Origin of the sequence: Anaerobacillus sp. 1_MG-2023 (assembly GCF_030547345.1) — a bacterium.
Classification (GTDB): Bacteria; Bacillota; Bacilli; order Bacillales; family Guptibacillaceae; genus Guptibacillus; species Guptibacillus hwajinpoensis_B.
Genome location: NZ_JAUORD010000002.1, coordinates 195,248 through 209,347, shown reverse-complemented (window position 1 = coordinate 209,347; position 14,100 = coordinate 195,248). Strand labels below are relative to the sequence as shown.

Sequence of the window (14,100 nt, the reverse complement as noted above, 5' to 3'; positions counted from 1 at the left end):
TGTAATTCATTTTAAAGCGGAATGTTACCATGCTTTTTCTTTGGACGTTCTTCTCGCTTATTTCTCATTAATTCCAGTGCTTCAATCAATTTCATTCTAGTCTCTCTCGGATCAATGACATCATCAACCATCCCGCGTGATGCGGCTATGTATGGATTAGCAAATTTCTCCCGATACTCTTCAATCTTTGAAGCGCGCGTTTCTTCGGGATTATCGCTCCCATTAATTTCTCTCGCAAAAATGACGTTTGCGGCTCCCTCTGGACCCATTACAGCTATCTCTGCATTCGGCCATGCATATACAAGGTCAGCTCCAATGGATTTCGAGTTTAGGGCAACATATGCTCCACCATAAGCTTTTCTTAAAATGACTGTAATTTTGGGCACCGTTGCTTCAGAATATGAATAAAGAATTTTTGCTCCGTGACGAATAATGCCCCCATGTTCTTGCTTAATTCCTGGGAAAAATCCTGTAACATCCTCAAACGTGATCAATGGTATATTAAATGAATCACAGAATCGGATAAACCGTGAAAGCTTATCAGAAGAATCAATATCAAGTCCTCCGGCCATTACCTTAGGCTGATTGCAAATCATTCCAACTGTTTCTCCCTTGATTCTTGCAAAACCAATGACGATATTCTTCGCAAAATACTTTTGTACTTCTAAGAAAGAATCTTTATCAACAACTGAATCAATTACGGCTCTTACGTCATATGGTCTCGTGGAGTCAAATGGGACAATATCCGCAAGATCTGAACAAAAATCATCTCGTTCCGGACTTGCCACGATTGGCGTCTTCTCCTCGTTATTGGATGGTAAGTAAGTGATCAAATCGCGAACGTTTGCGAGAACTTCTTCCTCAGTTTTTCCTGTGAAGTGCGCGTTTCCACTTTTAGAACGGTGAACTTTCGCACCGCCAAGATCTTCAGCAGAAATTTTCTCGCGCGTAACCGTTTCGATTACTTTCGGACCAGTAATAAACATCTGACTCGTATCTTCTACCATAAAAACAAAATCAGTAATTGCTGGTGAATAAACAGCCCCACCTGCACATGGACCCATAATCACAGAAATTTGTGGGATCACTCCGGAATAGATCGAATTTCGATAGAAGATATGTCCGTACCCGTCCAATGATACCACACCTTCTTGAATTCTCGCACCTCCAGAGTCATTCAAACCAATGATTGGAGCACCATTACGAGCAGCAAGATCCATAACATGGGTTATTTTTTTGGCGTGCATTTCCCCTAATGCGCCACCAAACACTGTGAAATCTTGGGCAAAAACATAAATAGGACGACCATCTACTTTTCCATAACCGGTCACAACACCTTCTCCAGGTGCTTTTAAATCTCCCATGCCGAAGTCTTGAGAGCGATGTTCAATGAACGAGTTCAGCTCTACAAAGGTACCTGAGTCAACCAGCAAGTCAATTCGTTCCCTAGCGGTTAATTTACCTTTCTCGTGCTGCTTGTTAATCCGTTCATCACCACCGCCCATTTCTACTTCTCTTCTGCGGTCATACAGTTCATTAATTTTATCGTACATGTCCATTATTCTGCCTCCTTCGTTCCCTTTTCACAAAGTTCGTATAGTACTCCTCCTGCTGATTTAGGATGCAGAAATGCAATGTTCGCTCCACCAGCTCCTTTAACAGGTGTTTCATGAATCAGCTTAACACCGTTTGAAGAAAGCTCTTTCAATCGTTCTTCAATCCTGTCATCAGCAAGAGCAATATGGTGAATACCCTCGCCTCTCTTCTTAATGAATAAGGCAACTGGACTAGACTCACTCATTGGTTCAAGAAGTTCGATTCTCGACTCACCGATTTTCATAAAAGCGACTTTCACACCTTCAGAAGCGACTTCCTCAATCGCTTCAAGCTTCAAATGAAGCTGATTCACATAAAAAGGTAGTGCTTCTTCAAGAGAAGAAACGGCAATCCCAATATGGTCAATTTTCTTAGGCGGCTCTTTAACTGTTTGGTCAATTCCATCACGCTCGTATACTGCTTTTTCAATGAAAATGGCTGTATCTTTTGTAGGGGTTCCTGGTGTGAAAACTTTTTGAATCCCTTTTGATTCTAGAAACGGAATGTCTTCCCATGGAATTACACCCCCTCCTACTACAATAATATCCCCCGCACTGCGCTCTTCTAATAATGAAACAATCTCAGGGAATAATTCATTGTGGGCCCCAGATAAACAAGATAGGCCAATTGCATCTACATCTTCTTGTACAGCAGCTGCAACGATTTGCTGTGGCGTCTGTCTTAACCCTGTGTAGATCACTTCCATTCCATAGTCTCGAAGGGCCTGCGCAATAACAAGAGCACCTCTATCGTGTCCGTCAAGACCTGGCTTCGCTATCAATACTCGAATCTTCTTCATATCGCTCAACTCCCAGTTTGTTTAGATTCCTGTGTACTCACCAAATTCTTCCCGTAGTACCCCGCAGATTTCGCCAACCGTGCAATAGTCTCTAACACAGTTAATAATAAGAGGCATTAAATTGCTAGTTCCTTTAGCTCCCATTCTCAATTCTTCCAACCGAGCGCTCACTCGATTCGGTTCTCTCGTAGAGCGAAGCGATTCAATTTTCTCGATTTGTTTGCGCTGAAGCTCCGGATCTATACGGTGTAATTCAGGCTTTGGTTCATCTTCTAGAGTATATTGATTCATTCCAACAACAACTTCTTCGCCGCTTTCGATTTTCTTTTGAGTTTCATAAGAAGCTTGATGAATTTCACGCTGCATATAACCTTGCTCAACAGCTGAGACTGCGCCACCCATATCATCAATCTTGCGAATATAATCAAACACATACTCTTCTAACTGATCAGTTAGTTTCTCAATAAAGAAAGAACCTCCTAGCGGATCAACTGTATCCGTAACACCACTTTCATTCGCGATAATTTGCTGCGTTCGAAGAGCAATCCGTGCTGAATCTTCTGTTGGTAACGCTAATGCTTCATCCTTTGCATTCGTATGCAAACTCTGGGTACCACCTAATACTGCTGCAAGCGCCTGAATGGTAACTCGAACGATATTGTTATCCGGTTGTTGGGCTGTTAGCGTTGATCCCGCTACTTGAGTGTGAAAACGTAGCTGAAGGCTTTTCGCTTTTTTAGCTCCATACCGTTCCTTCATAATCTTTGCCCAAATTCTTCTCGCAGCTCTGAACTTCGCAATTTCTTCAAGGAACTGATTGTGTCCGTTAAAGAAGAAGGCCAATCTTGGTGCAAAGTCATCGACCTTTAACCCAGTTTCAATAGCTGCGTCAACATAAGCGATTCCGTTAGCTATTGTAAAAGCTAGCTCTTGGGCCGCTGTCGATCCCGCTTCTCTTATGTGATAGCCTGATATACTAATTGTATTCCATCGCGGTACATGCTCAGCACAATAAGCGAAAATGTCCGTGATAAGTCTCATAGATGGTTTTGGTGGAAAAATATACGTACCCCTAGCGATGTATTCTTTTAAAATATCATTTTGGATCGTTCCAGAAATTTGTGCCTGTGACACTCCCTGTTTTTCTGCGACGACAATATACATAGCAAGCAATACAGATGCTGGAGCATTAATAGTCATGGAAGTACTGACTTTATCAAGAGGGATATCTCGTAAAAGCGCTTCCATATCATTGAGTGAATCAATAGCAACACCCACTTTACCAACTTCACCTTTGGCCATCATATCGTCTGAATCATAGCCGATCTGTGTAGGAAGATCGAAGGCAACTGATAATCCAGTTTGACCTTGATCAAGTAAATATCTAAAGCGACGGTTGGTCTCCTCAGCTGATCCAAACCCTGCATACTGTCTCATTGTCCATGTTCTACCTCGGTACATCGTTGGTTGAATACCTCTTGTATATGGATATTGTCCTGGTAAGCCCAATTTCTCCATGTAGTTCTCATCCAAAGTTTCTGGATGTCCCAAACGGTCTATATCAATTCCAGAGCTCGTCTTAAACGCTTCTTTCTTCTCCGGAAACTTCTTAATAAGTTTTTCAGTTAGTGCTTTCCATTCTTCAAATTGAGTTTGAAAATCTTTCTTCTCTGTCTCCATCCCCATTCCTCCCTAGTTGTCTTGCTATAGAATTAATTCGAAATTTAGATGTCTAACTTATATCTAATTCTTTATTAAGTAAGCGTTTTCCTTCAAGAACTACAAAATTTGTCGATACTCGCTACTGTTTCATGAAGGATTGTCTTGTCCAATATAAGAAATCCATGTAAAATGACAATAGAATGTTTATTTTGGGAGGGACTCTCATGCCTCGTAAAGCCACAAAGATTGTTGTATATATTATGATTATCTCGATGCTTCTTAGTTTGTTTGCTGGAGCAACTGCGATGTTGTTTTAATAACGACTTGTTCCTAGCAAAAAAATCTTTTTTAAATAAAGAAACAGTTTTCATCCTATACAAAGAAGAGGCTGTCAGTTGACAGCCTCTTCTTTGTATAGGCATTCTCTTTTAGTATCTATCATTATTCATAGCTATAAACCAAGTTAATTTTGAGCTCCTTTATGGTCTAAAATCGCTTTATCCTTAGATAGGGCCCCAGATTCAACTCCAAGCTTATAAAAATCATTCTCACTCGTAGTAATCATGATTTTCGTTCCAATTGGAACGACCTCAAAAAGCGACTCAACCTCTTTATTTAATAGACGTATGCAGCCCGCCGTAATATATTTACCAATTGAATCTGGACGATTAGTACCATGTACACCGTAAATCCGACCATTTGTACCTTTTGCATCAAACCCAATCCATCTTGTACCAAGGGGGTTGTCTTTCGCACCCCCCTTTATGTTTTTCTTTCTGTAATAAGGATCTTCTGCTTTTATAATGATTGTAAAAAGCCCTTCTGGTGTATCTTCCGTACTTCGACCAGTCGCTACCGGTAAAACACGCTGAACTTCATTTTCATTAATGAATGCAAGCTCATTAGTCATCTTATTAACGATAAGAAACGGGTCTCCTGGGGTAGGTTGACTACCAAAAGGGAAAAGAATGGATACAGAGAGATATATCGATAGTACGAAAGAGGTCATGGTCTAACACTCCTTTTAGTATCTATCATGCATCCATTTGTGCAATTCATTCGGATTTCGAGAAAGCTCCCGGTTTAAAGTATCGTTTTAATAGCAGATATTGTTCGATTTCATTTAGAAAATAAAGAAGAGCTGACCGCGTTTCAAATTCGTCTCGAGCAACAGGTAACGGCGAATTCCTAAATTCCTCTCTCATGGATTCAAGCTCTTCTAAAAAAAGATTCGCAGTATTTTGAGGTTTAACAGCTTCACTAAGCTTTTCCATAAAATCTGCTATCGTACGGCCATGAATATACGTTTGATCGAGTGAAGAAATAATCGGTAACACTCTCTCTAATATCGTAAATTGTTTTTCTCGCATTTTAAAGTAAACATAGTATTTATCATCATCGCGAATCATATGGTTTTCGATATCTTTAAGAGCTAAGTTCTTCGCATACTGAAGCAAATCACCTACTTCAATGATTTCTTTACCGTCCCAGTTGCTTTCACCTTCTCGAAGATAAACCGCGTATTCCATTAAGATCACAGAAAACTTCTCTTCAATTTGTTTTCTAATATTCAACAAATCTTTCTCAAGACTTGGCATATAGAGGTTAAATAGAAGGGCAACACCTATACCAATAACAATAATAGCTACTTCGTTCCATACAATGTCCCAGCTTACTTGATTAAAATTATAAATATGGAGAATGATAACTGAGCTTGTAATGACGCCTTCGGTTGCCTTGATGGCGACTACGGCTGGTATAAAGAAAAGCAACAATAGTGAGATGCTAAACGGTGTATATCCGATTCCTTCAAAAAACACAGCGCTAAACACAATTCCGAGTAAACAAGCTAGAAATCGTTCCCATGAACTTCGAAAAGACCGTTTAGTCGTCGGTTTTATACAAAGAATGGTAAGTATGCCAGCAGAAACGTAGTTATCAAGAGATAGCAATTGGGCGATTGTTATCGCAACACCAGTACCTATTGCCGTTTTTAGCGTTCTATAACCAATTTTCACTTTCAATAAAAATACTTCCTTCCAAATATGACTTACTACTTTAATATCCTTCAATTATCAGAGTCTAAACCATTTTCGTATCGTTGAACAGCAAATTCTCTATTAATAGCGCTTTCAATTAAATATTTTCATAATATATCCTTACATCCTATTGTTGTGGAAGGGCGATTGTATATCTAAGTCAGACACTTTATCTTATATTCAACATAAAAAAAGTGAACCATAGGCTCACTTCATAACACTTTATCTAAAAACGCTTTTGCTCGATCTGTTTTTGGTTCATTGAAGAATGCTGCAGGTTCACTTTCTTCCACAAGCTTTCCTCCATCGAGAAAAAGGATACGATCAGCTGCTTCTCTTGCAAAAGCCATTTCATGTGTAACAATCACCATAGTCATCCCTGATTGACCAAGATCCTTCATTACATCAAGAACTTCTTTTACCATTTCAGGATCGAGTGCAGAAGTCGGTTCATCAAACAACATATACTCAGGTTCCATAGCTAGTGCTCTTGCTATGGCTACACGTTGCTTTTGACCTCCAGAAAGCCGTTTCGGATATTCATTCGCCTTCATTGAAAGTCCAACTTGCAATAGGAGCTCATGTGCTTTTTTCTCAGCAGCATCTCGCTTTAATCCTTTTACTTTCATTGGTGCATAAATAAGATTTTCCAATACTGTTTTATGAGGAAAAAGGTGAAAATGCTGGAACACCATCCCAATAGACTGACGTAACTCCATGACGTTTGTAGTGGGATCTGTTAATTTTTTCTCATCTACCCAGATTGTTCCGGAGGTTGCATTTTCTAATTGATTCATACATCGAAGAAGAGTTGATTTACCAGATCCAGAAGGTCCAATAATTGCAACTACTTCTCCTTTTTGAATCGTTGTTTGAATATCAGTTAATACTTCAAGAGTTCCATACTTCTTGTGCAAATTGTCTATTCTAATCACTCCGGCTCATTCTCCTCTCCACCATTTTTCCAACTAGAGTTAATATCATAACGAGTAAGTAATAAATGATCCCCGCAATAAGTAACGGCTCAAAATACTTGAACTTCTCTGCTGCCACTATTTGACTTCTTCTCATAATATCAAACACACCAATAACAGATACAATCGCTGATTCCTTCGTTAATGTAATAAATTCATTCATGAGTGCAGGTAAAATGTTTTTCATAGCCTGTGGTAGAATGATATCCTTCATCATCGGACGATAAGGTATACCTAATGCAGCAGCCGCTTCATTCTGTCCGCTGTCTACTGCACGAATTCCAGCCCGAATAATTTCGGAAATATATGCAGCTGAATTTAGACCAAATGAAAGGACACCGGCTTCAAAAGCTGAAATATCATAACCCGTTAGCTGAGGAGTTGCATGATAGAATAATAGTAGCTGTAAAATGAGTGGCGTTCCTCGGAAAACGGAAGTATAGGCATCAGCTATCCAAGTTAGAACCTTTACTCTACCAATTTTAAATAATGCGAGAACCGTACCAAGCACAAATCCTACTATTGCAGATACACTTACAAACTTTAACGTGACCAATATTCCTTGCAGGATGTAGGGAATATTAGGCACGAATTGGCTGAAATCCAAATCCATGCCTGATCATCCTTTCTTCTAAGGTGTTATTCTACGGTGTCTTGACCAAACCATTTCTCAATAAGCTCGTCCATCTTGCCATTTTCTTTCATTTCTTTAATTACTTCGTCAAATTCTTCAGTCAGTTCACTATCTTTCGGAAAAGCGACAGCTGACCCTGCTTCCTCGGTATTAGGAAGGTTCTCACCAGTTAAATCTTCATTACTTTCTAAGTAGCCCTTCGCTACCGTATCTTCAATAATAATGGCATCGTAACGTCCTGACTTAAGTTCTTGAATCAATTCTGGAATTCGATTTAATGTGATAATCTCCATATTTATTCCACTGTCTTTTAGCTCATTCGCTTTATCTTCTTGAATCGATCCAAGCTGAACACCAACTTTTGCTCCGTCAAGGTCTTCTGGCTTTGACATTTTATTATCTGATGAAGAAACAATCATGTGATTAGCTGAATAATAAATTTCTGAGAAATCGACATTTTCCTTACGTTCATCTGTAGGCGTCATTCCTGCTAGAACGAAATCAACACGTTCACTACTTAGCGCTGTAATTAACCCGCTAAAATCCATATCTTTTATTTCTACATTATATCCCAACTCATCAGCGATGTAGTTTGCAATATCGACGTCAAAACCAATAATATCTTCTCCTTTTGCAGAATCAATATATTCAAACGGCGGATAATCTGCTGAAGTTCCCATAATGAGCGTTTCTTCAGATGAACCTCCACTTTCTTCTTCGTTCGAATTTTCATTTGAAGATCCGCATGCAACTAGTGCCATCACCATGAATAATCCACCTATAATCATTAGCCAATTTTTCTTCATTTTAATTCCCCCTGATCAATGTATAATAATTCGTTTTTTTGTATATTAATTACTATAGCAGATAATATTTTAGATTTCTACATATTTATTCATATTATTTCATATAAATTAAAGTTGTTAAATTCGGTTTATTCTGTATTATCAAACAAAAACCTTTCTTGTTCATTCTTAATTAAAGAAACAGAAACTAATATTATATGCAAAAAAGCACCAGGCAAGTTTGCCTGGTGCTTTTGAGTAAATGAGTTCAATTTAACAATATTTATTAAATAAGTATTGTAGCATTCCAGATACTTCTTCAGGATCGCTACCTTCGATTTCATGACGTTCAACCATATTAATAATTTCTCCGTCTTTTAATATAGCAAACGATGGAGAAGATGGTGCAAAACCTTTGAAGTATGAACGTGCTGTTGCTGTAGCCTCTTTATCTTGACCTGCAAAAACAGTTACAAGTTGATCTGGCACCTTTTCGTTTGTAATAGCCATTTTTGCAGCCGGACGCGCAACCCCTCCTGCACATCCACATACAGAGTTTACCATCACAAGAGTTGTTCCTTTACTTGTCACAACCTCTTCTACTTCTTCAGAAGTTGTTAATTCTTTATATCCTGCTGCTTTGATTTCTTCACGAGCTGTTGCAACAACGTCGTTCATAAATAAATTAAAGTCCATAGACATTTTATATTCCTCCCTTTATCATGAAACCTTCTCTCTTATTGTATCGCGAATCCCTATACTTTTCCAAGAAACGCTTTCAAACTTTATCAAAAAAAACAGCCATCCCGAGTAGGGACGGCTGTAATTCTTAATAAACGGAAGTATTGTCTTTTGAAATCGTCTCTAGGTTTTCTTTTACCCGAGCAAGAAACTTACCGCAAATCATGCCATCTAGAACTCTATGGTCAAGAGAAAGGCAAAGGTTAACCATATCACGAACAGCAATCATACCGTTGTTCATAACTACAGGACGCTTCACAATACTCTCAACTTGAAGAATAGCTGCTTGAGGATAGTTTATGATCCCCATTGATTGAACAGAGCCGAAAGATCCAGTGTTATTCACAGTGAATGTTCCACCCTGCATTTCTTCACCCTTCAATTTACCCGTTTTCGCTTTTTGAGCAAGCTCTTTCACTTCGCGAGCAATGCCTTTAATTGATTTTTCGTCTGCATTTTTAATAACAGGGACGAAAAGAGATTCATCTGTTCCTACAGCAATAGAAATATTAATATCTTTTTTCTGAACGATCTTATCGCCAGCCCACATTGAATTCATTTGAGGGAATTCTTTCAGAGCTTCTACGACAGCTTTAACAAAGAACGCAAAGAATGTTAAGCCATATCCTTCCTTCTTTTTAAAGTCATCTTTTATCCCATTTCGATATTCAACGAGATTCGTTACGTCAACTTCAATCATCGTCCATGCATGTGGCGCTTCATGCTTACTGCGAAGCATATTGTTGGCGATCGCACGACGAACACCGGTAACAGGAATTTCAATATCCCCTTCTGCTACAGGAACATCTGCTCCTTTTCCTTCAGAAGTTTCTTTCACTGGAGCTTTTGGAGCTTCTTTCTTCTCTTCCTTCTTGCTAACAGCTTTAGGTTCTTCTTTAGGTGCTGGCATTTCACCTGACTCAATCACCTTCTGGATATCTTTACGGGTAATTCGCCCACCTTTACCAGAACCGCTTATTTGTTCAAGATCAAGATTGTTTTCCTGAGCCATACGGAGAACAGCTGGTGAATAACGACGTTTCATCGGCTGCTCTACTTCTTCTTGATCTTTTTTATCTTCAGATATATTCTCTATCGCTTTTTGACCAGTAGATTCTTCTTGCTTTTCTTCTGATGCTCCACCTTCAATATCGATATAGCAAACCAGTTCGCCTACTTCAATCGTATCGCCTTCTGCAGCTACAAGCTCTTTAATTACGCCTGTATAAGAGGATGGAACTTCTGCATTCACTTTATCAGTATTTACTTCCGCAATTGGATCGTACTTATTAACAGTATCGCCAACTTCAACTAGCCATTTCTCAATTGTACCTTCTGTGACACTCTCGCCCAACTGGGGCATGAGTATTTTTTCAACTGCCACTCTAATCCCTCCTATTCATCCCACGGTTTAAAATTCAGCTAATTCACGCATCGCTTTCTCGACTTTATCAGGATTTAACATGAAATATTTCTCCATCGGAGGAGAATACGGCATTGCTGGGACATCAGGTCCTGCAAGGCGTTGAATTGGAGCGTCAAGATCAAAAAGACACTCTTCCGCAATAATCGCTGAAACTTCACTAATAATGCTACCTTCTTTATTATCCTCTGTAACAAGAAGAACCTTTCCTGTCTTCTTCGCCGCTTCTACAATCGCTTCACGATCAAGCGGGTATACTGTTCGAAGATCAAGAATATGAGCAGAAATACCGTCTTTCTCAAGCTTCTCGGCTGCTTGAAGGGCAAAGTGAACGCTTAGACCGTATGTAATAACCGTGATATCGTCACCCTCACGCTTCACATCCGCTTTTCCTATTGGAAGCGTATACTCTTCTTCAGGCACCTGTCCTTTAATCAAACGATAAGCTCGTTTATGCTCAAAGAAAAGAACTGGATCGTCATCACGAATCGCTGCTTTTAGCAATCCTTTTGCATCGTAAGGAGTTGATGGCATAACAATTTTAAGTCCCGGTACATTAGCAAAAAGCGCTTCGACAGATTGCGAATGATAAAGGGCACCATGTACTCCACCACCATACGGAGCACGAATGGTAATTGGACAGCTCCAATCATTATTAGAACGATAACGAATTTTTGCCGCTTCTGATACGATTTGATTGACCGCAGGCATGATGAAATCAGCAAACTGCATCTCAGCTACAGGACGCATCCCATACATGGCAGCACCGATACCAACGCCTGCGATAGCAGACTCCGCAAGTGGAGTATCAATCACTCGTTGTTCTCCAAACTCATCATACAAACCGTCAGTAGCGCGGAAAACTCCACCTCGTACCCCTACATCTTCACCTAATACAAAGACTTTCTTATCGCGCTGCATTTCTTCTCTTAGGGCCTGGGTTATCGATTGAATATATGAAATAACTGGCATAATGGTTCCCCCTTACTCTGCGTATACATGCTTCATTGCATCTTCAGCAGGTGCATAATCCGCATTTTCTGCGTATTCTGTTGCTTCATCGACCTCTTTTTGAACACGGTCGTGAATTTCTTTTTCAATCTCATCTGTTAGAACGCCAACCTCTTTTAAATAAGCTGCAAAGGTAATGATCGCATCCTTTTTCTTAGCTTCTTCTACTTCCTCACGCGTACGATAGGCGCGATCGTCGTCATCACTTGAGTGAGGCGTTAAACGATAAGAAACAGTCTCAATTAATGTTGGACCATCACCGCGACGTCCTCTTTCAACTGCTTCTTTTGATGCTTCATATACAGCAAGTGGATCATTTCCATCAACAGTTACTCCTGGCATACCATAACCGATGGCACGGTCTGACACCTTCTCACAAGCTAACTGCTTAGAAACTGGTACTGAAATCGCATATTTATTGTTTTCACATACGAATAGAACTGGTAACTTATGAACACCAGCAAAGTTTGCTGCTTCGTGGAAATCCCCCTGGTTCGATGAACCTTCACCGAATGAGCAGAATGTAACAAGGTCTTTCCCTTCCATACGTCCCGCAAGAGCAAATCCTACCGCATGTGGGACTTGCGTTGTTACTGGAGAAGATCCAGTAATAATATTATTCTTTTTCTGTCCGAAGTGTCCAGGCATTTGACGACCTGCAGAGTTTGGATCTTCTGCTTTCGCAAATCCAGATAGCATAAGGTCTTTTGCAGTCATACCGAACGCAAGGACAACTCCCATATCACGATAATAAGGAGCGACAAAATCTTTTTCTGGATCCATTGCAAAGGCAGAACCTACCTGTGCGGCCTCCTGCCCTTGACAAGAGATTACAAATGGAATTTTCCCAGCTCGGTTAAGTAACCACATGCGTTCATCAATTTTTCGAGCCATTAACATTGTTTCAAACATTTCGAGCACTCTTTCATCAGAGAGACCTAATGCTTCATGACGATTTTCAGCCATAATGTTTTACCTCCTTATATAACCTTTATTAAGAATGAATTGCTTTTCCATCCACTGCAAGCGCAGCTTCACCAATTGCCTCGGATAATGTTGGGTGAGGATGGATGGTATGTGCCACTTCCCATGATGCAGCATCTAGTACTTTTGCAAGACCAGCTTCCGAAATCATATCTGTTACATGAGGACCTATCATATGTACGCCAAGGAGATCCTCGTTATCAGCATCAGCTACAATTTTCACAAAACCATCAGACTCCCCAAAAACAAGCGCTTTGCCAATCGCTTTAAAAGGGAATTTCCCAATCTTAACATTATGACCTTGCTCTTTTGCCTGATCTTCTGTCAAGCCAACACTTGCCATTTCTGGACTGCTATAAATGCAGCTAGAAACCATTGTGTAATCAATTGGTTCAGGATTTTGATCCGCTAAATGTTCAACGGCTGTAATCCCTTCATGAGAAGCCACGTGAGCCAGCTGCATACCTCCAATAACATCACCAATCGCATAAATATGAGATTCTTTCGTTTGGTAATATTCATTGGTCTGGATGACACCCTTGTCTACCTCGATCGTCGTGTTCTCAAGTCCAATGTTTTTCACATTTGCCTCACGCCCAACTGATACAAGCATTTTGTCAGCAGTAAACGTTTTGGTTTCCCCTTCATGCTCAGCATTAATGGAGACACCATTATCTATTGTAAGAGAATCCCCCATCACCTTTGCTCCAGTGAAAAGCTTGATTCCTTTTTTCTTCATAAGCTTATGCGCTTCTTTAGAAATATCCTTGTCTTCTGTTGGTACGATCCGATCCGCATATTCTACAACCGTAACGTCTACACCAAAATCAACAAGCATTGAAGCCCATTCAATCCCGATTACGCCTCCGCCGACAATGATGATCGAAGATGGTAGACTTTCCATACGAAGCGCTTCATCAGAAGTCATAACATATTCGCCATCTACTTCAAGGCCTGGAAGCGTACGCGGTTTAGAACCAGTTGCAACAATAACGTTTTTGGGAATTAGCATTGCATTTTCTTCTCCGTTATTCATCTCGACTGAGACCGTACCAGGCATTGGAGAAAAGATAGATGGTCCAAGAATTCTACCAAAGCCCTCAAATACATCAATCTTCCCCTGCTTCATTAGGTGTTGAACACCTTTATGAAGTTGGTCAACGATTCCTTGTTTACGTTCTTGAACTTTCTTAAAGTCTAGCGCAATTTCTTTAGCCATAACGCCAAATTCTTCACCGTGCTTAGCAGTAGCATACACTTCAGCACTTCGAAGCAATGCTTTACTAGGAATACATCCACGATGCAAACATGTTCCACCAAGTTCACGTTTTTCAACGATTGCCGTTTTGAGACCAAGTTGTGAAGCCCGTATAGCGGCTACATAGCCACCAGTACCTCCACCCATAATGACGAGATCATATTCTTCAGCCATTCAAATTCTCCTTTATAGAA

The 14,100-nt window shown here is 40.0% G+C and carries 14 protein-coding genes; 1 reads left to right on the top strand and 13 read right to left on the bottom strand.

Translation table 11 applies throughout. From position 1 onward, the window contains the following. Positions 1 to 11 precede the first annotated feature (11 nt). The 3 genes from Q4550_RS04860 to Q4550_RS04850 are packed head-to-tail and all read right to left on the bottom strand — an operon-like array spanning position 12 to position 4,075. Positions 12 to 1,562, bottom strand: coding sequence for an acyl-CoA carboxylase subunit beta (locus Q4550_RS04860; RefSeq protein WP_303531129.1), 1,551 nt, complete (start codon positions 1,560 to 1,562; stop codon positions 12 to 14). Continuing rightward, positions 1,559 to 2,395: a methylmalonyl-CoA epimerase gene (mce, locus tag Q4550_RS04855; RefSeq protein WP_283154009.1), complete on the bottom strand. Its 837-nt coding sequence runs from the start codon at positions 2,393 to 2,395 to the stop codon at positions 1,559 to 1,561. The genes Q4550_RS04860 and mce overlap by 4 nt, the downstream gene beginning before the upstream one ends. A gap of 21 nt (positions 2,396 to 2,416) precedes the next feature. Then, positions 2,417 to 4,075: an acyl-CoA mutase large subunit family protein gene (locus Q4550_RS04850; RefSeq protein WP_303530735.1), complete on the bottom strand. Its 1,659-nt coding sequence runs from the start codon at positions 4,073 to 4,075 to the stop codon at positions 2,417 to 2,419. 206 nt (positions 4,076 to 4,281) lie between these two features. On the opposite strand from Q4550_RS04850, the gene prli42 reads away from it, so the two are divergent. Next, positions 4,282 to 4,374: a stressosome-associated protein Prli42 gene (gene prli42, locus Q4550_RS04845; RefSeq protein ID WP_142329569.1), complete on the top strand. Its 93-nt coding sequence runs from the start codon at positions 4,282 to 4,284 to the stop codon at positions 4,372 to 4,374. Between the two features lie 146 nt (positions 4,375 to 4,520). On the opposite strand, the gene Q4550_RS04840 is transcribed toward prli42, so the two are convergent. From Q4550_RS04840 to lpdA, 10 genes are all read right to left on the bottom strand, one after another. Further along, positions 4,521 to 5,066 (bottom strand): L,D-transpeptidase, encoded by a 546-nt coding sequence (locus Q4550_RS04840; RefSeq protein WP_303530733.1) that lies wholly within the window; start codon positions 5,064 to 5,066, stop codon positions 4,521 to 4,523. Between the two features lie 46 nt (positions 5,067 to 5,112). Further along, positions 5,113 to 6,081, bottom strand: a complete 969-nt coding sequence (locus tag Q4550_RS04835; protein ID WP_194222338.1) for an aromatic acid exporter family protein — start codon at positions 6,079 to 6,081, stop codon at positions 5,113 to 5,115. Positions 6,082 to 6,308: 227 nt separating this feature from the next. Further along, entirely contained in the window at positions 6,309 to 7,031 is a 723-nt protein-coding gene (locus tag Q4550_RS04830; RefSeq protein ID WP_303530730.1) for an amino acid ABC transporter ATP-binding protein, read from the bottom strand. Then, on the bottom strand, positions 7,024 to 7,683 hold the full coding sequence (locus tag Q4550_RS04825) for an amino acid ABC transporter permease (protein ID WP_194222088.1): 660 nt from the start codon (positions 7,681 to 7,683) through the stop codon (positions 7,024 to 7,026). The genes Q4550_RS04830 and Q4550_RS04825 overlap by 8 nt, the downstream gene beginning before the upstream one ends. A gap of 26 nt (positions 7,684 to 7,709) precedes the next feature. Continuing rightward, positions 7,710 to 8,510 (bottom strand): transporter substrate-binding domain-containing protein, encoded by an 801-nt coding sequence (locus tag Q4550_RS04820; RefSeq protein WP_303530726.1) that lies wholly within the window; start codon positions 8,508 to 8,510, stop codon positions 7,710 to 7,712. Between the two features lie 252 nt (positions 8,511 to 8,762). After that, positions 8,763 to 9,191, bottom strand: coding sequence for a BrxA/BrxB family bacilliredoxin (locus Q4550_RS04815; RefSeq protein WP_226614125.1), 429 nt, complete (start codon positions 9,189 to 9,191; stop codon positions 8,763 to 8,765). Positions 9,192 to 9,318: 127 nt separating this feature from the next. Continuing rightward, complete coding sequence (locus Q4550_RS04810; protein WP_303530723.1) at positions 9,319 to 10,614, bottom strand: dihydrolipoamide acetyltransferase family protein; 1,296 nt, start codon at positions 10,612 to 10,614, stop codon at positions 9,319 to 9,321. A 27-nt stretch (positions 10,615 to 10,641) separates the two neighbouring features. Further along, on the bottom strand, positions 10,642 to 11,625 hold the full coding sequence (locus Q4550_RS04805; protein ID WP_303530722.1) for an alpha-ketoacid dehydrogenase subunit beta: 984 nt from the start codon (positions 11,623 to 11,625) through the stop codon (positions 10,642 to 10,644). A 12-nt stretch (positions 11,626 to 11,637) separates the two neighbouring features. Further along, complete coding sequence (locus Q4550_RS04800) at positions 11,638 to 12,630, bottom strand: thiamine pyrophosphate-dependent dehydrogenase E1 component subunit alpha (protein WP_194222093.1); 993 nt, start codon at positions 12,628 to 12,630, stop codon at positions 11,638 to 11,640. Between the two features lie 28 nt (positions 12,631 to 12,658). Next, positions 12,659 to 14,080 carry a dihydrolipoyl dehydrogenase gene (gene lpdA, locus Q4550_RS04795; protein ID WP_303530721.1) on the bottom strand — a complete coding sequence of 474 codons (1,422 nt, stop codon included), beginning with the start codon at positions 14,078 to 14,080 and terminating at the stop codon, positions 12,659 to 12,661. Positions 14,081 to 14,100 lie beyond the last annotated feature (20 nt).